The 23,591-nt window shown below is 71.8% G+C and carries 16 protein-coding genes, 1 tRNA gene and 1 pseudogene; 13 read left to right on the top strand and 5 right to left on the bottom strand.

Going from position 1 to position 23,591, the window contains the following annotated elements; translation table 11 throughout:
- Positions 1–28 precede the first annotated feature (28 nt).
- The 8 genes from AC27LF_RS14120 to AC27LF_RS14085 all read left to right on the top strand — a co-directional run bounded on the left by AC27LF_RS14120 (position 29) and on the right by AC27LF_RS14085 (position 8,989).
- On the top strand, positions 29–1,189 hold the full coding sequence (locus AC27LF_RS14120; protein ID WP_479662385.1) for an inositol-3-phosphate synthase: 1,161 nt from the start codon (positions 29–31) through the stop codon (positions 1,187–1,189).
- Entirely contained in the window at positions 1,183–2,415 is a 1,233-nt protein-coding gene (locus AC27LF_RS14115) for an SCO3242 family prenyltransferase (protein WP_479662384.1), read from the top strand. Before AC27LF_RS14120 ends, AC27LF_RS14115 begins: the two co-directional genes overlap by 7 nt.
- A 311-nt stretch (positions 2,416–2,726) precedes the next feature.
- The gene (locus tag AC27LF_RS14110) at positions 2,727–3,698 is read left to right on the top strand and encodes a sugar phosphate isomerase/epimerase family protein (RefSeq protein WP_479660770.1); all 972 of its coding nucleotides are present in this window, start codon (positions 2,727–2,729) and stop codon (positions 3,696–3,698) included.
- Positions 3,695–4,387 (top strand): EboA domain-containing protein, encoded by a 693-nt coding sequence (locus AC27LF_RS14105; protein ID WP_479660771.1) that lies wholly within the window; start codon positions 3,695–3,697, stop codon positions 4,385–4,387. The genes AC27LF_RS14110 and AC27LF_RS14105 overlap by 4 nt, the downstream gene beginning before the upstream one ends.
- Positions 4,387–5,235, top strand: a complete 849-nt coding sequence (locus AC27LF_RS14100; protein ID WP_479660772.1) for a TatD family hydrolase — start codon at positions 4,387–4,389, stop codon at positions 5,233–5,235. The genes AC27LF_RS14105 and AC27LF_RS14100 overlap by 1 nt, the downstream gene beginning before the upstream one ends.
- A gap of 3 nt (positions 5,236–5,238) precedes the next feature.
- The gene (gene eboE, locus AC27LF_RS14095; protein WP_479660773.1) at positions 5,239–6,408 is read left to right on the top strand and encodes a metabolite traffic protein EboE; all 1,170 of its coding nucleotides are present in this window, start codon (positions 5,239–5,241) and stop codon (positions 6,406–6,408) included.
- Entirely contained in the window at positions 6,405–7,829 is a 1,425-nt protein-coding gene (locus tag AC27LF_RS14090) for an alkaline phosphatase family protein (RefSeq protein ID WP_479660774.1), read from the top strand. The genes eboE and AC27LF_RS14090 overlap by 4 nt, the downstream gene beginning before the upstream one ends.
- Entirely contained in the window at positions 7,826–8,989 is a 1,164-nt protein-coding gene (locus tag AC27LF_RS14085; RefSeq protein WP_479660775.1) for a sugar phosphate isomerase/epimerase family protein, read from the top strand. The genes AC27LF_RS14090 and AC27LF_RS14085 overlap by 4 nt, the downstream gene beginning before the upstream one ends.
- 235 nt (positions 8,990–9,224) lie before the next feature.
- On the opposite strand, the gene AC27LF_RS14080 is transcribed toward AC27LF_RS14085, so the two are convergent.
- From AC27LF_RS14080 to AC27LF_RS14060, 5 genes and pseudogenes are all read right to left on the bottom strand, one after another.
- The gene (locus AC27LF_RS14080; protein WP_479660776.1) at positions 9,225–10,616 is read right to left on the bottom strand and encodes an OFA family MFS transporter; all 1,392 of its coding nucleotides are present in this window, start codon (positions 10,614–10,616) and stop codon (positions 9,225–9,227) included.
- 1 nt (position 10,617) lies between these two features.
- Positions 10,618–12,005: pseudogene (locus tag AC27LF_RS14075) on the bottom strand (OFA family MFS transporter).
- Between the two features lie 122 nt (positions 12,006–12,127).
- Positions 12,128–14,323 carry an acetate--CoA ligase family protein gene (locus AC27LF_RS14070; protein WP_479660777.1) on the bottom strand — a complete coding sequence of 732 codons (2,196 nt, stop codon included), beginning with the start codon at positions 14,321–14,323 and terminating at the stop codon, positions 12,128–12,130.
- Between the two features lie 4 nt (positions 14,324–14,327).
- Positions 14,328–15,560: a formyl-CoA transferase gene (gene frc / locus AC27LF_RS14065; RefSeq protein ID WP_479660778.1), complete on the bottom strand. Its 1,233-nt coding sequence runs from the start codon at positions 15,558–15,560 to the stop codon at positions 14,328–14,330.
- 11 nt (positions 15,561–15,571) lie between these two features.
- Positions 15,572–17,254: a thiamine pyrophosphate-binding protein gene (locus AC27LF_RS14060; RefSeq protein ID WP_479660779.1), complete on the bottom strand. Its 1,683-nt coding sequence runs from the start codon at positions 17,252–17,254 to the stop codon at positions 15,572–15,574.
- Positions 17,255–17,398: 144 nt separating this feature from the next.
- Between AC27LF_RS14060 and sucC the strand changes: the two genes are divergently transcribed.
- The 5 genes from sucC (at position 17,399) to AC27LF_RS14035 (ending at position 23,583) form a co-directional block, all read left to right on the top strand.
- Positions 17,399–18,529, top strand: a complete 1,131-nt coding sequence (sucC, locus tag AC27LF_RS14055; RefSeq protein WP_479660780.1) for an ADP-forming succinate--CoA ligase subunit beta — start codon at positions 17,399–17,401, stop codon at positions 18,527–18,529.
- Positions 18,530–18,544: 15 nt separating this feature from the next.
- Positions 18,545–19,444, top strand: coding sequence for a succinate--CoA ligase subunit alpha (gene sucD, locus AC27LF_RS14050; protein ID WP_479660781.1), 900 nt, complete (start codon positions 18,545–18,547; stop codon positions 19,442–19,444).
- A gap of 187 nt (positions 19,445–19,631) precedes the next feature.
- Positions 19,632–21,194, top strand: a complete 1,563-nt coding sequence (locus tag AC27LF_RS14045) for an aldehyde dehydrogenase family protein (RefSeq protein ID WP_479660782.1) — start codon at positions 19,632–19,634, stop codon at positions 21,192–21,194.
- Between the two features lie 380 nt (positions 21,195–21,574).
- Positions 21,575–21,662 (top strand) — tRNA-Leu (locus tag AC27LF_RS14040).
- Between the two features lie 238 nt (positions 21,663–21,900).
- Positions 21,901–23,583, top strand: coding sequence for an Eco57I restriction-modification methylase domain-containing protein (locus tag AC27LF_RS14035; RefSeq protein ID WP_479660783.1), 1,683 nt, complete (start codon positions 21,901–21,903; stop codon positions 23,581–23,583).
- The last annotated feature ends 8 nt before the right edge of the window (positions 23,584–23,591 follow it).

Genomic DNA, 23,591 nt, shown 5'->3' with positions numbered 1-23,591 from the left:
GGGTCCGCGCACGACAAGGAGGCTGCCCATGTCCGCGTCCCTTTCCCCGAACCGCGTGGGAGTGTGGCTGATCGGCGCCCGGGGTTCCGTCGCCACCACCGTGATCGCGGGCTGCGCCGCCGTGGCGGCCGGCCTGCACCCGCCCACCGGAATGGTCACCGAGACACCCCCGTTCGCCGACTGCGGGCTGCCGCCCCTCGCCTCGCTCGTCTTCGGCGGGCACGACGTGGTCGACTGCCCCCTGCCCAAGCGGGCCGAGCAGCTGGCGGCGGGCGGCGTCCTGTCGCACGGCCTGCCCGCCGCGGTCGCGGGCGAACTCGCCGCGGCCGACGCCGAGATCAGGCCCGGCGGCCCGGCACCGGCGGACACCCGGGACCCGGACGAGGTGATCGCCGGCTTCGCCGCGGACATCTCCGACTTCGTACGGCGGTGCGGACTCGACCGCGCCGTCGTCGTCAACGTGGCATCCACCGAACCCACCGCCGACGGTGACGCCCTGCCGCCCAGCTCGCTGTACGCGGCGGCGGCCCTGCGGGCGGGCTGCCCGTATGTGAACTTCACCCCGTCCACCGGTCTGCACCACCCGGCGCTGGCCGCGGCGGCCGCGAACAGCGGACTGCCGTACGCCGGCCGCGACGGCAAGACCGGGCAGACCCTGCTCCGTTCGGTCCTCGGCCCGATGTTCGCGCAGCGGGCGCTGGCCGTCCGCGCCTGGTCGGGCACCAACCTGCTGGGCGGCGGCGACGGCGCCGCCCTCGCCGACCCGGCTGCGGCCGCCGCCAAGAACGCCGGCAAGGAACGGGTCCTCGCCGACACGCTCGGCGGCACACCGCAGGGCGAGGTGCACATCGACGACGTGCCCGCCCTCGGCGACTGGAAGACCGCCTGGGACCACGTCGCCTTCGAGGGCTTCCTCGGCACCCGCATGGTCCTGCAGACCATCTGGCAGGGCTGCGACTCCGCGCTGGCCGCGCCGCTCGTCCTCGACCTGGCCCGGCTGACCGCACGCGCCCACGAGCGCGGCCACACCGGGCCCCTGACCGACCTCGCCTTCTACTTCAAGGACCCGCTGGGCGATGCCCCGTCGTCCCTGGCCGACCAGCACACGGCCCTCGTCCGCTTCGCGGAGCGGCTGCGGGAGCAGACGCCCGGCGCGGCCGAGGGACCGGCGGAGGTGCCCGGATGCTGAGGGGTGTGGCGTCGCTGCGCCGGGCCGCCGCGGCGGCCCGGACCGAACCGGCCGGCCAGGCCCGGCCGCACCGGCCCACCCCGCCGCCCCCGGGCGGCGACGGCCCGGGGCCCTGTGCGGGGCGGGCCGCCGACGCTCCGGCCGGGCCGCGCGGCGGTGCCGGCCGGCCCGGTTCCCGGCTGCGGGCCTGGGCCGAACTGCTGCGGCTGCCCGCCCTGTTCACCGTGCCCGGCGACGTGCTCGCCGGGGCCGCCGCGGTGTCGGCGCGCCCCGGGCGCCACACCCTGCTGGCCATCGGCTCCTCCCTGTGCCTGTACGAGGCGGGCATGGCCCTCAACGACTGGGCCGACCGCGCCGAGGACGCCGCCGAACGCCCGCACCGGCCGCTGCCGTCCGGCCGTATCCGGCCGGCCGCGGCGCTCGCCGCGGCCGGCGCCTGTACCGCGGCGGGCCTGGCCCTGGCCGCCCGCGCCGGCCGGCCCGCGCTCGCCGTCGCCGCCCCGCTCGCGGCCACCGTCTGGGCGTACGACCTGGTCCTCAAGCACACCCCGGCGGGCCCCGCGGCGATGGCCGCGGCCCGCGGCCTCGACCTGCTGCTCGGCGCGGCGGCCGGCCGGCCCGCCCCGGGCGCCGTCCGAGCAGCGCTGCCCTCCGCCGCGCTGCTCGGCTCGCACACCCTCGCCGTCACCGCGGTGTCCCGGCGCGAGACGACCGGCGGCTCGGCCCTCGCCCCCCTGGCCGCGCTGGCCACCACCGGCGCCCTCACACTGGCGCTGACCCGGCCACGGCCCGCTGAGCGCTCCGCTGGACATGCCGCGCCATGCCGTCGGTCGTCTGCGGCACCGTCGTGGCTGGTCGCGCAGTTCCCCGCGCCCCTTCGGGGCGCTGTCGAACCGCAGCGGACGTCACTGGACCTTTCCAGGACCGCCCCCGGCCCGTCGGGGACCTGTCCGCCGAGGCTCCGCCGCACCCCAGGCGGCGCCGAGGACGCACTGCGCGCCGCCCTCGGCGCCGCCTACGCCGCCACGGCCGGGCGGCCCTTTCTGCACGCCGTACTCAATCCGTCCCCGCAGCTCACCCAGCGGGCCGTCGGCGGCGGGATCCGCGCCACCGTCCCCCTCCAGGCTGCGCTCTGCGCCCGCGCCGGTGCGCCCGCGAGCGCCCTGCTGACCGCGGCCCTCGCGCCGCTCGCCCGCCGGTTCGCGAAGAAGGTGAGCGTCACATGAGCCCGCACCCCCCGCCCCCACGCCCCGCCCCCACCACCCCACCCACGACACCCACACCGGCCGCTACCACCCGACCCACGGCACCCGTGCCCGCCACCCCGCCCACGGCACCCGCTCCTGCCGCCCGGCCCACGTCACCCGCGCCCGTACCGGCTGTTGCCGCCCCGCCCACGGAACCCGTGCCCGCACCGGCCGCCGCCCGACCCACGGCGCCCGCGCCTGCCACCCCGCCCACGGCGCCCGCGCCTGCCACCCCGCCCACGGCGCCCGTGCCCGTACCGGCTGCTGCCGCCCGGTCCACGGCACCCGCAGTGGCCCCCGGCACCGAGGCCGCCGCGTCCTCACCGGCCCCCGGCGGTCCGCCGATCCGTTTCGGGTACGGCACCAACGGCCTCACCGACCTGCGGCTCGACGACGCCCTCGGGCTGCTCGCCGACCTCGGCTACGACGGCGTCGGGCTGACCCTCGACCACATGCACCTCGACCCGCTCGCCCCGGACCTCGGCGCCCGCACCCGCCGCGTCGCCCACCGGCTGGCCCGGCTCGGCCTGGACGTCACCGTGGAGACCGGCGCCCGCTACGTCCTCGACCCCCGGCGCAAACACGGCCCCTCCCTGCTCGACGCCGACCCCGAGGCCCGCGCCCGCCGCGTGGACCTGCTGCTGCGCGCCGTCCGGGTCGCCGCCGACCTCGGCGCGCACGCCGTGCACTGCTTCAGCGGGATCACCCCGGCCGGCACCGACGAGGACACCGCCTGGCAGCGGCTCACCGACAGCCTCGCGCCCGTCCTGGACGCCGCCGCCACCGCGGGCGTCCCGCTCGCCGTCGAACCCGAACCCGGCCATCTGCTCGCCACCCTCGCCGACTTCCACCGGCTGCGCCGCACCCTCGGCGACCCCGGCCCGCTCGGCCTCACCCTCGACATCGGCCACTGCCAGTGCCTCGAACCGCTGCCGCCCGCCGACTGCGTACGCGCCGCCGCCCCCTGGCTGCGCCACGTCCAGATCGAGGACATGCGGCGCGGCGTCCACGAACACCTGCCCTTCGGGGACGGCGAGATCGACTTCCCGCCCGTCCTCGCGGCCCTCGCCGCCACCGGCTACCGCGGTCTGACCGTCGTCGAACTGCCCCGCCACTCGCACGCCGGACCCCAGCAGGCCGCCCTCGCCCTGCCGTTCCTGCGCGAAGCGGCCACCGCCGCAGGCGCCGCGGCACCGGGCGCCCCGCACCCCGTCCGGGCCCCGGGCGAGCCCCGCGCCACCCCCGAAGGGAGCACCGCATGACCCACCGGCACCCCGCACCCGACACTCCGGTGGCCGGCCCCGCCCACACCCCGCCGGACGACCTGCACACCAGGCTGTACGCCCGGCTCGACGACGCCGCCCGTACCTGGCTCGACCACGCCCTCGCCGAGGCGGCCACCCACCCCGGCGGTCACGGACCCATCTCCGCCTGGGAGTTGCGCCTGGCGGAGGCCGGCCGGCGCTGCGGCCCCGCCCATGCCGACGCCGCCCGCGTCCTCGTGCTGCACGCGGCCCGCGCCGACACCGACGCGCTGACCCGCGTCTACCGGCAGGGCACCGCCGACGAACGCCGCGCGGTCCTGCACGCCCTGCCCCACCTCGTCGCGGACGCCGGCGCGCTCCCGCTCGTCCAGGACGCGCTGCGCACCAACGACACCCGGCTCCTTGCCGCCGCCGTGGGCCCGTACGCCGCCCGCCACCTGGACGCCCACGCCTGGCGGCACGCCGTCCTCAAATGCCTGTTCACCGGCGTGCCCGTGGACGAGGTGGCCGACCTGCCCCGGCGCGCCCGCGGCGACGCCGAACTCGCCCGGATGCTGGACGACTACGCCGCCGAGCGCACCGCCGCCGGCCGCCGCGTGCCCGACGACCTGTACCGGGTGCTGACCCTGACCGGGGCCGCGACACCGCCGCACACCACGGACGACCCCCACGGCAAGGAGTCCTGATGCGCATCTTCGACCCCCACATCCACATGACCTCACGGACCACCGACGACTACGAGGCCATGCACGCCGCGGGCGTCCGCGCCGTCGTGGAGCCCGCCTTCTGGCTCGGCCAGCCCCGCACCTCACCCGCCTCCTTCCTCGACTACTTCGACTCGCTCCTCGGCTGGGAACCCTTCCGCGCCGCCCAGTACGGCATCGCCCACCACTGCACACTCGCCCTCAACCCCAAGGAGGCGAACGACCCGCGGTGCGCGCCCGTCCTGGACGAACTGCCCCGGTACCTCGTCAAGGACCGGGTGGTGGCCGTCGGCGAGATCGGCTACGACTCGATGACCCCGGCCGAGGACACCGCGCTGGCCACCCAGTTGCAGCTCGCCGCCGACCACGCGCTGCCCGCGCTCGTGCACACCCCGCACCGCGACAAGCTGTCCGGGCTGCGCCGCACCCTCGACGTGGTCCGCGAGTCCGCGCTGCCCCTGGACCGGGTCCTGGTCGACCACCTCAACGAGACCACCGTCAAGGAGGCCAAGGACAGCGGCTGCTGGCTCGGCTTCTCCGTCTACCCGGACACCAAGATGGACGAGGCCCGGATGGTGGCGATCCTGCGCTCCTACGGGCCCGACCGGGTGCTGGTGAACTCCGCCGCCGACTGGGGCAGAAGCGACCCGCTCAAGACCCGCAAGGTGGCCGACCTGATGCTCGCCGACGGCTTCACCGAGGACGACGTCGACCGGGTCCTGTGGCGCAACCCGGTCGCCTTCTACGGGCTCAGCGGCCGGCTCGCCCTGGACGTACCGGAGACCGGCGCCACCCACGAGGGCAGCAGCATCCTGCGCGGCGGTGAGTGAGCGATGCGCTTCAGGCACCCCGACGGCAGCACCGTCCACCTCGCCTACTGCACCAACGTGCACCCCGCCGAGACCCTGGACGGCGTCCTCGCCCAACTCCGCGACCACAGCGAACCCGTACGCCGCAGACTGGGCCGGGACCGGCTCGGCATCGGACTGTGGCTCGCCAAGGACGCGGCCCACGCCCTCGTCACCGACCCGGCCGCCCTGCGCACCCTGCGCGCCGAACTGGACCGGCGCGGTCTTGAGGTCGTCACCCTCAACGGCTTCCCCTACCAGGGCTTCGGCGCCGAGGAGGTCAAGTACCGCGTCTACCAGCCGGACTGGGCCGACCCCGAACGCCTGGAGCACACCACATCGCTGGCCCGGGTGCTCGCCGGGCTGCTCCCCGACGACGTCACCGAGGGCAGCGTGTCCACCCTGCCGCTGGCCTGGCGCACCCGCTGGGACGACGCACGCGCCGAGGCCGCCCGCACCGCGCTGCGCACCCTCGCCGAACGCCTCGACGCCCTGCGGGAGCTGACCGGCCGCTCCATCCGCGTCGGCCTGGAGCCGGAACCCGGCTGCATCGTCGAGACCACCGCCGACGCCATCGGCCCGCTCACCGCGCTCGCCCACGACCGCATCGGCATCTGCGTCGACACCTGCCACCTCGCCACCTCCTTCGAGGACCCGGACACCGCGCTGGACGCGCTCGACCGGGCCGGCGTCCGCGTCGTCAAGTCCCAGCTGTCCGCCGCCCTGCACGCCGCCGAGCCACGGCACCCCGAGGTCCGCGAGGCCCTGGCCGCCTTCGCCGAACCCCGCTTCCTGCACCAGACCCGCACCCTCACCGACACCGGACTGCGCGGCACCGACGACCTCGCCGAGGCGGTGCACGGCGACGCGCTGCCCGACACCGCGCCCTGGCGGTCCCACTTCCACGTCCCGCTGCACGCGGCGCCCGCCGCACCCCTGACCGCCACCCTCCCCGTGCTGCGCACCGCCCTGACCCGGCTCGTCGGCGGCCCGCACCCGCTCACCCACCACCTGGAGGTCGAGACCTACACCTGGCAGGCCCTCCCGCCGGACCTGCGCCCCCGCGACCGGGGCCGGCTCGCCGACGGCATCGCCGCCGAACTCACCCTGGCCCGCGACCTGCTGACCGACCTCGGCCTGAAGGAGCTGCCATGAGCGCCGCGCCCGCCGCCGCGGGACCCACCCCGCTGCTCGTCCTCGACGTCGTCGGCCTCACCCCCCGGCTCCTCGACCACATGCCGCACCTCAAGCGGCTCGGCCGGACCGGCTCCCAGGCCGCCCTCGGCACCGTCCTGCCCGCCGTCACCTGCGCCGCCCAGTCGACGTTCCTGACCGGCACCATGCCCGCGGAACACGGCATCGTCGGCAACGGCTGGTACTTCCGCGAACTCGGCGACGTCCTGCTGTGGCGCCAGCACAACGGCCTGGTCGCCGGGGAGAAACTGTGGGACGCCGCACGCCGCGCCCACCCCGGCTACACGGTCGCCAACATCTGCTGGTGGTACGCCATGGGCGCCGACACCGACATCACCGTCACCCCGCGGCCCGTCTACTACGCCGACGGACGCAAGGAACCCGACTGCTACACCCGGCCCCCGGCGCTGCACGACGAACTCACCGAGAAGTTCGGCACGTTCCCCCTCTTCCACTTCTGGGGCCCGGGCGCCGACCTGGTCTCCAGCCAGTGGATCATCGACGCCACCCGGCACATCCTGCGCACCCGCAACCCCGACCTGACACTCTGTTACCTCCCGCACCTCGACTACGACCTGCAGCGCTACGGCCCCGACGACCCGCGCTCGCACCGGGCCGCCGCCGACCTGGACGCCGCCGTCGCCCCGCTGCTGGACGACGCACGCGCCGCGGGCCGCACCGTCGTGGCCCTCTCCGAGTACGGCATCACCCGCGCCGACCGCCCCGTGCACATCAACCGGGCGCTGCGCCGGGCCGGCCTGCTGGAGGTGCACACCCAGGACGGGATGGAATACCTCGACCCGATGGCCTCCCGCGCCTTCGCGGTCGCCGACCACCAGATCGCCCATGTGTATGTGCGCCGCCCCGAGGACCTGGACGCCACCCGGGCCGCGCTCGACGGACTGGACGGCATCGACCAACTCCTCGACGAGCAGGGCAAGAAGGCCCACCACCTGGACCATCCGCGGGCCGGCGAACTGGTCGCCGTCGCGGAGCCGGACGCCTGGTTCACGTACTACTACTGGCTCGACGACGACCGCGCCCCCGACTTCGCGCGGCTCGTCGAGATCCATCGCAAACCCGGATACGACCCGGTCGAGCTGTTCATGGACCCGCTCGACCCCTACGTCAAGGTCAAGGCCGCCACCGCACTCGCCCGCAAGAAGCTCGGCATGCGCTACCGCATGGCGGTCGTGCCCCTCGACGCCTCACCCATCCGCGGCAGCCACGGCCGCCTACCCGCGAGCGACGACGACGGTCCGCTCCTGCTGTGCTCCACCCCCCGCGCCGTCGGCGACCGCATCGCGGCCACCGACGTGAAGTCCCTGCTGCTCGCCCTGGCGGGCCTATCGGACCACCAGTCCAGAAAGAGGCACCCGTGAACGACATCGACACCACCGTCACCGGCACCGACGAACCCCTGCGCCGCGCCCTCGGCATCGGCCGACGCGGCTTCCTGAGCACCTGCACCGCCGTCGCGGCGGGCGCGATCGCCGCTCCCGTGTTCGGCGCGGCACCCGTCCAGGCGGCGCCGGCCGCCCCCGCGTCCGGGAAGGGCGGCAGAGGGCAGCTGCTCGTTCCCGCCGACAAGCGGGGCATCATCCTGTACACCGTCCGCGACGCGACCGGCCGCGACCCGCTCTCCACCAGCCTGCCGTCCGGGTTCCGGGCCGTGTTCGAACAGCTCGCCCGGTTCGGCTACCGGCAGGTCGAGTTCGCCGGATACGGCCAGCACGCCAACGCGCCCGGCGGGGCGAACCTGGAGAGCGTCCAGGGCGCCCGGCTGCTGCGCCGCTGGCTGGACGAGTTCGGGCTGCGGGCCCAGGGCAACCACGGCTTCATCCCGCCCTCCTGGCCGCTGACCACCGCCGACCTGGACACCTTCAAGAAGCACCTGGAGATCGCGAACATCCTCGGCATGGAGCACATGGGCACCGGTGGCGACCCCACCGGCAGCTCTTACAAGTCCGACTGGGACGTGGCCGCCGACAAGTGGCAGGCGCTCGGCGCGATCGCCCGCCGTGCCGGGATCAAGCTGTACACGCACAACCACGACGCCGCGTACGGCTTCCTGCTCGACAGCGGACCGCTGGACGCCCAGGGCCGGCCGACCCGCAGCTCCGGCATCCGCAAGCTGGAGTACTTCCTGTCCGTCACCGACCCCAAGCTGGTGTGGCTGGAGATGGACATCTACTGGGCGCACGTGGCCCAGTACAAGTTCCGCAGCTACACCGCTCCCGACGGCTCCACCCGGGAGCAGATCTTCGACCCGGCGGGCCTGGTCGCCTGCCACAACAAGCGCTACCCGCTGTTCCACGCGAAGGACGGTGTCGTCAACACCACCAACGGACAGGGCTACGACATGGTCCCGTTCGGCACCGGTGTCATCGACTACACGACCTTCTTCTCCCGCGTCGGCCAGCGCAATTACCACAACCCGATGGTCGAGCAGGACAACGCGCCCAGCGCCACCGACCCGGCCCAGTCCCTGACCCACGCCCGCATCGGCTACCAGAACCTGTCGTCCCTGCGCCGCAGGTAACCCCACCACACCCACCCGAGCGAGCCCTCCCCGCGACCAGGGGCGGGCCCGCTCGGGTGGGGGGTCGGGGTCGGGGCGGGTGTGGCGGTTCGTCGGCCGGTCGCGGTCGTGGGGGTCGGCCGGGGTGGGTGCGCGTATCGCCCGGCAGGACGTGGCGGACATGTGCGGCACGTGTCTCCATCGCACGCACCCGAGCGGGCCCTCCCCGTGTGTTGGGGTGGGCCCGCCGGTCGGGTCAGGGGGTTGGCCGGGGAGTGGGCCGGGGATCGTGGCCCGGTTGGCGGAGTAACAGGGCGATGCATGCCGCGGCCATGGAGACGCCGCCGGCCAGGGCGTACGCCCCGTTGTAGCCCCAGGCGCCGACCACCATCGAACCGAGCCCGCCCCCGAACAGGCCGCTGATCAGCTTGCCGCTGTACACCAGTCCGTAGTTGGTGGCGTTGTAGTTCTCGCCGAAGTAGTCCGGGGTCAGCGCCGCGAACAGCGGATAGAACGCGCCGCCGCCGAAACCGGAGAGGAACGCGAAGAACAGGAACAGCCATTCGCTCTTGACGTCACCGGCCCAGATCACCCCGAACTGGGCGAGCCCCAGCACGACGATCACGAACACCAGGGTCGCCTTGCGGCCCCACCGGTCGGACAGCCAGCCCACCACGCCCCGGCCGATGCCGTTGATGACGGCCATGACCCCCATCGACGAGGCCGCGACCAGCGGGCCGAAGCCCACCTCCTTGGCGAAGTCCACCTGGAAGGAGATGCCGAAGATGGAGACACCCGCGGTCATCACGACACAGATCCACATCAGCGGCAGCATGCCCGTCCTGATCGCCTCCTTCGGGGTGAACTGCCGTACCGCCGGCGGATTCTTCGCGAGGCTCGACGCCTTCCCCCGGTCGCCCGTGTGCTCCAGCGGGTCGATGTCCGCGGGCCACCAGTTCTTCGGCGGGTCCTTGAAGAAGAACGCGCACCCGAAGACCACGATCAGGATGTAGCAGCCGATGAGGTCCAGGACGCGGTGGTAGTTCGCGGTGTCGAAGGCGTAGTTGAAGATGAAGATGAACGGCAGCGAACCGTACGCGAACCCGCCGTTGACGAAGCCGGTGCGCGCGCCGCGCCGCTCGGGGAACCACTTGCCGACCATGTTGATGCACGTCGCGTAGACCAGCCCGGCGCCGATGCCGCCCACCACGCCGAAGCCCACAATGGCCAGCCACACATTGCCCAGATGCGACAGGGCGAGGAAACCGAGGACACACAGCACCGAACCGACGTACATCGCGGCCCGCGCCGTCAGGATGCCCTTCTCCCGCAGCCAGCCCGCCGGGAAGGCGACACCGGCCTGGAAGAACACCCAGACGCTGAGGATCCAGAAGGTGTTGGACTGTGTCCAGCCGTGGGCGTGGGACAGGGTGTCCTCCGCCGAGCCGTACGCGTACTCGAAGACGCTGATGGCCATCATGGCGATCCACGGCAGATACACCATGAGCTTGCGTGAGTGACCGAGGATGTCCCGGTCCGTCTCGCCGACGCGGTACACCCGGCCGCGCGCGTCGGTCACTTCACGGTAGGGACGGTGCGCCGGACCGGATGCGGCCGACGAACCGGTGGCTATCGGGTCTGCCGTCATGTCACGCCATCTCCTCGCCCAGAGGCTGTGGGTTGGGGACGATGCTCCGGGCGTCCGGCCTGCCCGGTGCCTTCAGGAAGAGCGCCAGTACCGCCGAGGCCAGGCCGATGGAGCCGGCCAGCACGAAGGCACCGTGGTAGTCCCACGCGCCGACGACGACCGCGCCCAGACCGGAGCCGACCAGCCCCGAGATCAGCTTCGAGCTGTAGACCATTCCGTAGTTGGTGGCGTTGTTGTTCTCGCCGAAGTAGTCCGCCGTCATGGCCGCGAACAGCGGGAAGATCGCCCCGCCGCCGAAGCCGGAGACCATCGAGCAGAACAGGAAGAACGGCATGCTGCCCAGTTGTCCGGAGACCAGCACGCCGAACTGCGCGGTGCCGAGCACGACACACACGATGATCAGGGTGTTGCGGCGCCCGTAGCGGTCGGATATCCAGCCGATGACGCCGCGTCCGGTGCCGTTGACGATCGCCTTCAGGGACATGGCCGTGGCCACGATCCCGCCCGCGAAACCCATGTCCTTGCCGAACGGCACCTGGAAGGCGATGCCGAAGATGTTGATGCCTGCCGTGCACAGCAGGCAGAACCACATCATCCACAGGACGGGTGTGCGGGCGGCCTCCTTCGGGGTGTACTGCTTGACGGCCGGGGGGTTCTTCAGCAGCGCCCGCCGGATCCGGGGATCGTCGGTCGCCTTCAACGGGTCGACGTGTGCGGGCCACCAGTTCTTCGGCGGGTCCTTGAAGAACCAGCCGGAGGCGGCCACCACCAGGCACAGCCCGACGCCGACCGCCGAGAGCACGACCTTGTAGTTGCTCAGGTCGAGTACCGAGGTGAACAGGAACACGAACGGCACGGACCCATAGGCGAAGCCGCCGTTGACGAAGCCCGTCTTGCCGCCCTTGCGCTCCGGATACCACTTGCCGACCATGTTCACGCAGGTCGCGTAGACCAGGCCGGCGCCGATCCCGCTGCACATGCCGAAGCCGAGGTAGGCGACGAACACGGTGGGCGCGAACGCCAGCGCGAGATAGCCCAGCAGCGTGCCCACGGCGCCGATCAGCATGGCCGTGCGGGCGGGGAGCCTCCGCTCTCCCGCAGCTGCCCGGCCGGGAAGGCCACGGCCGCCTGGAAGAACACCCAGACGCCCATCAGCCAGAAAATGTGTCCGCTGCTCCACAGATGCGCCGCGTGGAGCGTGTCCTCCGCGGAGGTGAACGCGTATTCCGCGGAGCTGATGCCCATCATGCCCACCCAGGGCAGGATGACCATCCACATGCGTGGCCGGCCCATGATGTCGACGTCCGACTCGCCGATCCGGTACATGCGGCCGCCCCGGTCCGTCACTTCCCGGTACGGGACGGACGTGGAGTAGTCGGTGGTTGTCATCTGTTCAGCACCCCTTGCGTCGAAAGCCCTTGGCCAGCGCCCCCTGTCCAATGCATTTCGTGCGCGCTCGGGTCCCGGGGCCGGCCGACGCGCACCGCCGGCCGGCCCCTTCGTCACTCAGCTCATTTACCGCCCCCAGCAGGCCCGCCCGTCTCCCGCCACCGCCCTGCCTGAGGGCCTTCGGCCCGCAGTCTCTCTGCCGCACGGGCCCAGCGGTACTTGGCGCCGAGCACGGCGACGGGCTGCTCCGTGGTGTACGGGTAGGCCACCACCCCCCGCTCGTACAGGTACCGGCAGGCGTCCTCGACCTCGACGTCACCCGCGAGCGAGGCGACGACGGGCTTCTCGATGCCGCGCGCCCGGAACTCGGCCACCACACGCGCGGTCAGCTCCGCGAACACCATGGGAGGCGTGACGATCGTGTGCCAGTAGCCGAGGACCAGGGCGTGGATGCGCGGATCCTCAAGACCGAGCCGGATCGTCGCCTCGTACGTCGATGGCGGCTCGCCCCCGGTGATGTCGACCGGGTTGCCCGCGGCCCCGAAGGGCGGGATGAACGCCCGGAAGGCCGCGTCCAGGTCCGGTGGGATCTCCATCAGGGACAGGCCGTTGTCCGTCACCGCGTCCGAGAGCAGCACACCGCTGCCGCCCGCCCCGGTGATGATGACCACGTTGTCGCCCTTGGGGGTGGGGAGCACCGGCAACGCGCGCGCGTACTCCAGCATGTCCTTCAGGCCCGGCGCCCGGATGACACCGGCCTGGCGGAGGATGTCGTCGTACACGGCGTCGTCGCCCGCGAGCGCCCCGGTGTGCGAACCGGCCGCCTTCGCACCGGCCGCCGTACGGCCCGCCTTGAGGACCACGACGGGTTTCCTGGGCACCGTGGCGCGCGCCGCCTCGACGAACGCCCGCCCGTCCTTGAGGTCTTCCAGGTGCATCGCGATGCACTCGGTGTGCGGGTCCTCACCGAACCAGGTCAGCAGGTCGTCCTCGTCCAGGTCCGACTTGTTGCCGAGGCCGACGATCGCCGACACACCCGTCCCGGTGGTGCGCGCGAAGCCCAGGACGGCCATCCCGATGCCGCCGGACTGCGAGGTCAGCGCCACCGGGCCCTTGACGTCGTAGGGCGTGCAGAACGTGGCGCACAGGTCCTGCCAGGTGGAGTAGTAGCCGTAGATGTTGGGCCCGAGCAGCCGGATGCCGTACCGCTCGGCCACCGCCACGATCTCGTCCTGCAGTTCGTGCTCGCCGGTCTCCGCGAACCCGGAGGGGATCAGTACGGCGTTGGGGATCTTCTTGCGTCCCACCTCTTCCAGGGCCGCGGCGACGAACCGGGCGGGGATCGCGAAGACCGCCACATCCACCTCACCGGGAACGTCCGTGACACTCTTGTACGCCTTGCGGCCCAGGATGTCATCGGCCTTGGGGTTCACCGGGTGGATGTCCCCGGCGAAGCCGCCGTCGACAAGGTTGCGCATGACCGAATTGCCGATCTTGCCCTGCTCGTTGGAGGCGCCGATCACGGCGATCGACGACGGCTGCATCAGCCGCCGCATGGAGGCGAGGATCTGCTCACGCGTGTACCTGCGGCGCGGCGGCGGCTGCCTCTCGGCGAGGATCACCCGGATGTCGGCGGCGACCGCGCCCTCCGGTGTGGCGATCACCGGGTTGAGGTCCACCTCGGCGATCTCCGGGAATTCCGCGACGAGTTGGGAGACCCGGCGGATCTGCTCGGCGATCGCCCACCGGTCCACGCCCGCCTGCCCGCGCACCCCGCGCAGGATCTGTGCCGAGCGGATCGAGTCCAGCATGGACAGCGCCTCGTCGGCGTCCACCGGCGCGAGGCGGAACGTCACGTCCTTCAGCACCTCGACGAGCACTCCGCCGAGCCCGAAGGCCACCACCTTGCCGAACGTCGGATCGGTGACCGCGCCGACGATGACCTCCTGCCCCCGGGGCAGCAGCTCCTGTATCTGCACGCCCTCGATCCGGGCCGCGGCGTCGTGGGCGCGCGCGTTCGCCACGATCCGGTGGAAGGCGGCCCGTACGTCCGCCGCGCCCTCGACGCCGACGATCACCCCGCCGGCGTCGGTCTTGTGCAGGATGTCGGGCGAGACGATCTTCATCACGACGGGCCCGCCGAACCGTGCCGCGTGCGCGACCGCCTCGTCCACGTCCGTCGCCAGTTCCTCGCCCGGTACGGCGATGCCGTACGCGTCGGCGACGACCTTGCCCTCCGGGGCGGTCAGCGCGGTACGGCCCTCGGCACGCACGGCGTCGAGCAGTGCCCGTACCCTCAGCACCCGGTCCTCGGCCATCACGTCAGATCACTCCGTTCGACTTGAGCAGGCGCAACTCCTCGTCACCGAGGCCCAGTTCGCCCACGTAGACCTCGGCGTTGTGCTCGCCGAGCAGCGGTGAGGCCACCACCTCGACGGGGGAGTCGGAGAGCTTGAGCGGGCTGCCCACGGTGACGAACTCGCCGCGTTCGGGGTGCGGGACGGTGACCACCATCTCGTTGGCGACCAGCGAGTCGTCCTCGATGATCTCCTTGGTCGACAGGATCGGCCCGCACGGGATGTTGTGGGCGTTGAGCCTTTCCAGCACCTCCCACTTGGGGAGCGTCGAGGACCACTCCTCGATCAGCTGGAACATCTTGCCGAGCTTGGGCAGCCGCGCCTCGGGCGTCGCCCACTCGGGGTCGTCGGCCAGTTCCGGCCGGCCGATCAGCTCGCTGATCGGCTTCCAGCCGACGGGCTGCACGATCACATACACATAGTCGTTCGGGCCACCCGGCGCGCACTTGACCGCCCAGCCGGGCTGGCCGCCCCCGGACGCGTTGCCGGAGCGGGGCACCTCGTCGCCGAAGTCCTCGTTGGGGTACTCGGCGAGCGGGCCGTGCGCGAGGCGCTGCTGGTCGCGCAGCTTGACCCGGCACAGATTGAGCACCGCGTGCTGCATGGCGACGTTGACCCGCTGCCCGCGCCCGGTGCGCTCGCGCTGGAACAGCGCCGCGAGGATCCCCGCCACGGCGTGCACACCCGTGCCGGAGTCCCCGATCTGGGCGCCGGTGGCGAGCGGCGGCCCGTCGTCGAAGCCGGTGGTCGACATCGACCCGCCCATGGCCTGCGCGACGACCTCGTACGCCTTGAAGTCGGTGTACGGACCGTCGCCGAAGCCCTTGATGGAGGCGTAGACGATGCGCGGGTTGATCTCCTTGATGCGGTCCCAGGTGAACCCCATCCGGTCGACCGCGCCGGGACCGAAGTTCTCGACCATGACGTCCGAGCGCCGGATCAGCTCGGTGAGGAGTTCCTTGCCGCGTTCGGTCTTGGTGTTCAGGGTGATGCTGCGCTTGTTGCAGTTGAGCATCGTGAAGTAGAGGGAGTCGACGTCCGGCAGATCGCGCAGCTGCTTGCGCGTGATGTCACCGGTCGGCGCCTCCAGCTTGACGACATCGGCGCCGAGCCAGGCGAGCAGCTGGGTCGCCGAGGGCCCGGACTGCACGTGGGTCATGTCCAGGACGCGGATGCCGTCGAGTGCCTTGCTGGTCACCGGCGTTCACCTCACTTGTACATGGTCTGGTTCATGGTTCCGGGGGCGTACGCGTCGGGATCGACCCAGACGTTGATCAGCGAGGGCTTCCCGGACTCGCGGGCGCGGCGCAGCGCGGGCCCGATGTCGGCCGGATCGCGTACCTCCTCGCCGTGACCGCCCAGCATCCGCGCGAACTTGTCGTACGCGACATCGCCGAGGGTGTTGCCGACCCGCTCGCGTGCCACGCCGTACTTCTGGGCCTGGCCGTAACGGATCTGGTTCATCGAGGAGTTGTTGCCGACGATGCCGACGAACGGCAGGTCGTAGCGGACCAGGGTCTCGAAGTCCCAGCCGGTCAGCGAGAACGCGCCGTCCCCGAACAGGGCGACGACCTCCTTGTCGGGGCGGGCCTGCTTGGCGGCCAGCACGAAGGGCACGCCGACGCCGAGCGTGCCCAGCGGGCCCGGGTCCATCCAGTGGCCGGGCGACTTGGGCTGGACGACCTGCCCGGAGAAGGTGACGATGTCGCCGCCGTCGCCGATGTAGACCGAGTCCTCGGTGAGGAAGTCGTTGATCTCGCTGACCAGCCGGTACGGGTGGATCGGGGAGGCGTTCGACCTGAGGCTCGGCAGCCGCTTTTCGAGGGCCGTCTGCTCGGCCGCGCGCAGCTCGTCGAGCCATTCCTTGCGCCGCGACGCACCGCCGTTGACCCGTCCGCCGGCCGCCTCGGCGACGGACTTCAGCACCAGGCCGGCGTCGCCGACGATGCCGAGGTCGATGTCCCGGTTCTTGCCGACGGTGCGGTAGTCGAGGTCGATCTGCACCACGGTCGCGTCCGGCGAGAGCCGCTTGCCGTAGCCCATGCGGAAGTCGAAGGGCGTGCCCACGATGACGATGACGTCGGCGTGGGAGAAGGCGTACCGGCGCGACAGCTGGAAGTGGTGCGGGTCGCCGGGCGGCAGGGTGCCGCGGCCCGCGCCGTTCATGTATGCCGGGATGTTGAGGGTGCGCACCAGCTCGATGGCGGCCGTGGTGCCCCGGGTCGTCCACACCTGGCTGCCGAGCAGGATGGCGGGCTTCTCGGCGTGCACCAGCAGGTCGGCGAGTTTTTCGATCGCCTCGGGGTCGCCGGCCGAACGCGGCGAGGCACGGTAGTGGCCGGGCCTCGGTACCCGTGCCGTGCCGGCCGGGACCCTGGCGTCGAGGACGTCGCGCGGTATCTCCAGGAAGGAGGGGCCGGGCGCGCCGTGGTAGCACTCGCGGAACGCCATCGAGACCATGTCCGCCGCGCGCGCCGTGTCCGGCACGGTCGCCGCGAACTTGGTGATGGGCGTCATCATGTCGACGTGCGGCAGGTCCTGCAGGGACCCCATCTTGTGCTGGGTGAGGGCCCCTTGGCCGCCGATCAGCAGCATCGGGGACTCCGCGCGGAAGGCGTTGGCGACACCGGTGACGGCGTCGGTCGTCCCCGGTCCCGCGGTGACGACCGCGCAGCCCGGCCTGCCGGTGATGCGCGCGTAGCCGTCGGCGGCATGGGCGGCGACCTGCTCGTGGCGTACGTCGACGACCTCGATGCCCTCGTCGACGCAGCCGTCGTAGATGTCGATGATGTGGCCGCCGCACAGGGTGTAGATGCGGTCGACCCCCTCGGCCTTCAGCGCCTTGGCAACGAGATGACCACCGGAAATCACGTCCTGGGTGTCGTCGGGCATGGCGAAGTCCTGTCCCTTCGTAGGGGGTGGGAACGCTCTCGCGGTACATTGCATACAGTCGACGAATACTGTATGAAGCTTGTTATCCCGCATCCGGTGGGTGGTGTCCAGGGGGCGTGCGGCACTTTCAGACAGGAGCCGGTGATGGACCTGTACGAACACCAGGCAAGGGAACTCTTCGAGGAACACGGCATCGTGGTGCCGAGGGCCGAGATCACCGATTCGCCCAAGGAGGCCCGCGAGATCGCCCGCAGGCTCGGCGGCAGGGTCGTGGTGAAGGCGCAGGTGAAGACCGGCGGCCGGGGCAAGGCGGGCGGTGTCAGGCTCGCCGCCGACCCGGCCGCCGCCGAACTGACCGCACGTCAGATCCTCGGCATGGACATCAAGGGCCACCGTGTCGGCACCGTGATGCTGGCCCAACCCGTCGACATCGAGACCGAGTTCTACGTCTCCTATGTGCTCGACCGCGCGGCCGGCGGCTTCCTCGCCATCGCCTCGGCCGAGGGCGGCATGGAGATCGAGGAAGTCGCCGCGAGCCGGCCCGAGGCCGTCGCCCGCGTCCCCGTCGACCCGGCCGAGGGCGTCACCTCGGCGAAGGCCGCCGGGATCGCCGCGGCGGCCGGGCTGCCGCCGCGGACCGTGGACGTCCTCGTCCGGCTGTGGGACGTGCTGGTCCGCGAGGACGCCCTGCTCGTCGAGGTCAATCCGCTCGTACGCACCAGGCAGGGCCAGATCCTCGCCCTCGACGGCAAGGTCACCCTTGACGACAACGCCCGCTTCCGGCAGGCCCGTTGGGGCGCCGAGGAGGCCGAGTACCACGACCCGCTGGAGGCCGTGGCCGCCGCCCGCGGCCTCAACTACGTGAAACTCGACGGCGAGGTCGGCATCATCGGCAACGGCGCCGGCCTCGTCATGTCCACCCTCGACGTGGTCGCGGGCCGCGGCGCCCGCCCCGCGAACTTCCTCGACATCGGCGGCGGGGCCTCCGCACAGGTCATGGCGGACGGCCTGGCGGTCATCCTGTCCGACACGGCCGTCAGATCCGTCCTCGTCAACGTCTTCGGCGGGATCACCGCCTGCGACGCGGTCGCCGACGGCATCGTCCAGGCCCTCGACACCGTACGGCTGACCAAACCGCTGGTCGTCCGCCTCGACGGCAACGCCGCCGCCCGCGGCCGGGCGATCCTCGACGAGCGGGCACACCCGCTGGTCCAGCAGGCCACCACCATGGACGGCGCCGCCGCCCAAGCCGCCCGGCTCGCCGCCGCTGCCTGAGGAGACAGGAACGCCATGGCCATCCACCTCACCAAGGAGAGCAAGATCCTCGTCCAGGGCATGACCGGCGGCGAGGGCACGAAACACACCCGCCGCATGCTCGCGGCGGGCACCGACGTCGTCGGCGGCGTCAACCCGCGCAAGGCGGGGCAGAGCGTCGACTTCGCCGACCGGGCCGTCCCCGTCTTCGGCACGGTCCGCGAGGGCATCGAGGCGACCGGCGCCGACGTCACCGTCGTCTTCGTGCCGCCCGCCTTCGCCCGGGCCGCCGTGCTGGAGGCCATCGACGCCGGCATCGGACTCGCCGTCGTCATCACCGAAGGCATCCCCGTCCACGACACCGTCGCCTTCACCGCCCACGCCCGGGCGAAGGGCACCCGGATCATCGGCCCCAACTGCCCCGGCCTCATCACCCCCGGCCAGTCCAATGCCGGGATCATCCCCGCCGACATCACCAAACCCGGCCGCATCGGACTGGTCTCCAAATCCGGCACGCTCACCTACCAGCTCATGTACGAGCTGCGCGACATCGGCTTCTCCACCTGCGTCGGCATCGGCGGCGACCCCGTCGTCGGCACCAGCCACATCGACTGCCTCGCCGCCTTCCAGAACGACCCCGACACCGAGCTGATCGTCCTCATCGGCGAGATCGGCGGCGACGCCGAGGAACGCGCCGCCGCGTACATCGGCGCACACGTCACCAAACCCGTCGTCGGCTACGTCGCCGGGCTCACCGCCCCCGAGGGCCGCACCATGGGCCACGCGGGCGCCATCGTCTCCGGCTCCTCGGGCACCGCCCGCGCCAAGCAGGAGGCCCTTCGGGCGGCCGGCGTCCGGGTCGGCGGCACGCCTACCGAGACGGCCCGGCTGGTACTGGAGACACTGGACGTGAGCGGCGACGCCGCGCGCGGCTGAGCCGGGCGAAGCGTCCCGCCCCGACCGACGCACCCGGCACGACCCCGCGCCCCCTGCGCGCCCCGCCCCGTGTCGCCCGCGCCCGCGTCGCCGAGCGCGGCACCCCGGGCCCGGGACGCGGCGGACGGGCGCGGGGCGGCCCCCTGCCCCATCCGCCCGATCGTGCACCGAGAGCGGAGCCGACCCCATGGCCACCAGCACCACCACGAACCACCCCACCCTCACCCTCAAATCCGGCACGTCCTGGCACGACGCCTGGCGGCGCTGCCTCGCCATCGCCCCCGAGGCATTCCGGGACGACGGCGTGCGCAACCTCTGGGGCGCCGCCTGGCGGCCGGAGGGCCACGCACTGCCCGCCACCACCCCGGTCGACGGCAGCCCCATCGCGGGCGCCCCACGCCTGGACGCGACCGCCGCCCGGCAGGCCGTACGCGCCTCGCTCGACCAGCACCGCGCCTGGCGGCACGTCCCCCTCGACGAGCGCCGGGCCCGTATCGCCGCCACCCTGGACGCGCTCACCGAACACCGCGAACTGCTCGCCCTGCTGCTCGTCTGGGAGATCGGCAAGCCCTGGCGGCTCGCCCAGGCCGACGTCGACCGGGCCATCGACGGCGTGCGCTGGTACGTCGACGGCATCGAGCCGATGCTCGCCGGCCGGGCCCCGCTGGACGGACCCGTGTCCAACATCGCCAGCTGGAACTACCCGATGAGCGTCCTCGTGCACGCCCTGCTGGTCCAGGCACTCGCCGGCAACGCGGTCATCGCCAAGACCCCGACCGACGGCGGCGTCGCCTGCCTCACCCTGGCCGCCGCGCTCGCCGCCCGCGAGGGCATCCCCGTCACCCTGGTCAGCGGCAGCGGTGGCGAACTGTCCGAGGCCCTGGTGCGGGCCCCCGAGATCGGCTGTGTCTCCTTCGTCGGCGGTCGCGACACCGGCGCCGCCGTCGCCACGGCCGTCGCCGACCTCGGGAAACGGCACGTACTCGAACAAGAGGGCCTGAACACGTGGGGCATCTGGAACTACTCCGACTGGGACGCGCTCACCGCCGTCGTCCCCAAGCTCTTCGACTACGGCAAGCAGCGCTGCACCGCCTACCCCCGCTTCGTCGTGCAGCGCGCCCTGTTCGACGAGTTCCTGGCCGCCTACCTCCCCGCGGTCCGCACCGTCAGGGTCGGCCACCCACTGGCGGTCGAGCACCCCGACGACGCCTGCCCCGAGCTGGACTTCGGCCCGCTGATCAACGCGGCCAAGGCCAAGGAACTGCAGGACCAGGTCACCGAGGCCATCGACCGCGGCGCCGTACCCCTGCACCGCGGCAGGGCCGCCGACGCCCGCTTCCTGCCCGGCCAGGACACCTCCGCCTACGTCCAGCCGGTCACCCTCCTGGGCCCGCCGCCCTCCTCCCCGCTGCACCACGCGGAGCCCTTCGGGCCGGTCGACACCATCGTCCTGGTCGACACGGAGGCGGAGCTGCTGGCGGCCATGAACGCGTCGAACGGCGCGCTGGTGGCCACGCTCGCCACCGACGACCGGGCCACCTACGAACGGCTGGCCCCGCAGATCCGCGCCTTCAAGACCGGGCACGGCAAGCCGCGCTCCCGTGGCGACCGCGACGAGCTGTTCGGCGGCTTCGGCGCGTCCTGGCGGGGCGCCTTCGTCGGCGGGGAACTCCTGGTCCACGCGGTCACCCGGGGCCCAGCGGGCGAACGCCTGCCGGGAAACTTCCCGGACTACCAACTCATGCCATAGCCCCTGCGCCCGTGCGACCCCGGGGCCTCCGTACCCCGGGGGCCGGCCTCGAACCTCGCGCTGGCCCCGGGCCTCGGGCGGGCCCCGGCCCCGGGCCCCGCGCCGTGCGACTCCGGAGCTGCCCTCGCCCCCGTACCCCGTACCCCGCACTCCGGGCCCCGGGGCCCAGCGGGGCCCCCACCAAGCGAACCCATGCGAACCCATGCGAACCGTGGCGTGCCCACCCGAACACGGTCTGTGACGAGGTCGGGCGGTGCGCCTCCGACCGCGCCGCCGGCCCCTCCCAGGTCACGGAAACGCAGGTGAATGCCACTGCGAAACCTTGGTATTGTTGTGCCTGTCGCCACGGGGCACACCCCCGGCAAGGCGGCAGACACCTAGTCCGGGTGGCGGAATGGCAGACGCGCTAGCTTGAGGTGCTAGTGCCCTTTATCGGGCGTGGGGGTTCAAGTCCCCCCTCGGACACCATCAGAGACCCCAGCCAAGCTGGGGTTTTTCATGTCGCGGCGAGGGCGCGATCAGGCGCTGGACTCGGAGTGCACCGGGACGGGTGGGCGAACAGCAATGAGGGCTTCTGTGCGGGCGATCAGCCAGGGTGTCGAGGCTCGGCGCGAACTCTTTGCGGATGCGGGCGGCTAGATCCACGGGTCTTCGAGCATGGCGCGGGGCGGCACCACGGCCAAGGGCCGGACGGTAGGGTCGTGGCGTGGAAACCGAGGCTCCTCCCAGCGTCCTGACTAGCGCACTCACCCTTCCTGAGACGCTACAGACAGCTGTGCAGCACGGTGAGGTCTTTACCCGCCGCTGGGTCGTCGAGACGATCCTTGACCTGGTCGGTTATAAGGACGAGCTCGATCTCGCTGGCCTGCGGATAATCGAACCGGCCTGCGGCCGGGGAGCCTTCCTCTCGCCCATCGTGGCGAGGCTTAGTGCCTCGTGCCGCAGCCATGGCCGTCCCCTCCTTGACGCGATCGACGCGCTTGAGGCTCTTGATCTAGTGGAGCTGAACGTCGAACGCAGCCGGGCAAAGATCAGAGCGCAGCTCCTCGACGAAGGCTGGAGCGCTCCTGAGGTGGACAAGGTCGTCTCGTCGTGGATCAACCGTGGGGACTTCCTTCTCCAGGGCGCGCAGGCTCACACCGCCGATTTCGTCGTGGGCAATCCTCCCTACATTCGCTTGGAGGACGTGCCTGACGACCGCATGAAGGCGTATCGCAAGGCATGCACCACCATGAACGGCCGGGCCGACATCTACATCGGCTTCTACGAGACCGGCTTGCTCAGGCTTAAGAAGGGCGGAAAGCTCGGCTTCATCTGTGCAGACCGCTGGATGAGGAACCAGTACGGTCGTGGACTCCGAAAGCTTGTGACCCGCAGTTACAGCATGGACCTGGTACTCACCATGCATGACGTGGACGCTTTCGAGGAGCAGGTCGCGGCGTACCCTGCTGTCACCACGATCAGCCGCAGGGAGCAAGGCACAGCGATCGTTGCCGAGGCGAGAGCCGGCTTCAGTGATGAGGCGGCCCGGGAGTTCGTGATGTGGGCGGCGGAGCAGAATGAATGCCCCATCAAAGAGTCGACTTATCACGGCGCTCGTCTGCCTCATTGGTTTCCCGGCGAGGACTCCTGGCCTTCGGCTTCACCGGCTCGTCTCGTCATGCTTGAGGCGTTGAGCGACCGCTTCCGTCTCCTGGAGGATGAGACCACCGGCACCCGTGTGGGGATCGGCGTCGCTACGGGCGCCGACAAAGTCTTCATCACCCGTGACGCAGACACGGCCGAGCCCGAGCGCATGCTGCCCCTGGCCATGGTCAAGGACACGGTCAGCGGAAGGATCAACTGGGGTGGCAGCTATCTGGTCAACCCCTGGGACTCACAGGGCCAACTCGTCGGCCTGGACGCCTACCCCAAACTGGCCGCTTACTTCGAACGGCATCGTGAGACACTGAGTAAGCGTTACATCGCGGTCAAGGAGCCTGCCCGCTGGTACAAGACCATCGACAAGGTCGATCCCAAACTGGTCCGCCGCCCCAAGCTTCTGTTCCCGGACATGAAGCTGACGAGCCATCCAGTGCTGGACGAAGGCGGTCTGTACCCTCACCACAACCTGTACTACATCGTGTCGAACGTATGGGACATGCGTGTTCTCGGCGGCCTGCTGCTTTCAAAGGTCGCCGAGGCGTTCGTGGACGCGTACGCGGTCAAGATGCGTGGTGGAACGCTCCGCTTCCAGGCCCAGTACCTCCGTAAGATTCGAGTGCCGGACCCTGCTGAAATGCGCGAAGAGGATTGCAAAGCCCTGGCGAAGGCCTTCGATGAGCGGGACGTGGAAGCCGCGACCGAGGCCGCACTGCGCGCGTACGGACTCGATCAGCTTCCTGACTAGAGGGGGAT

The sequence above is a fragment of the Streptomyces diversicolor genome (assembly GCF_057537855.1).
The sequence above is the reverse complement of the archived record's forward strand: the minus strand, read 5'-3'. Positions and strand labels throughout refer to the sequence as shown.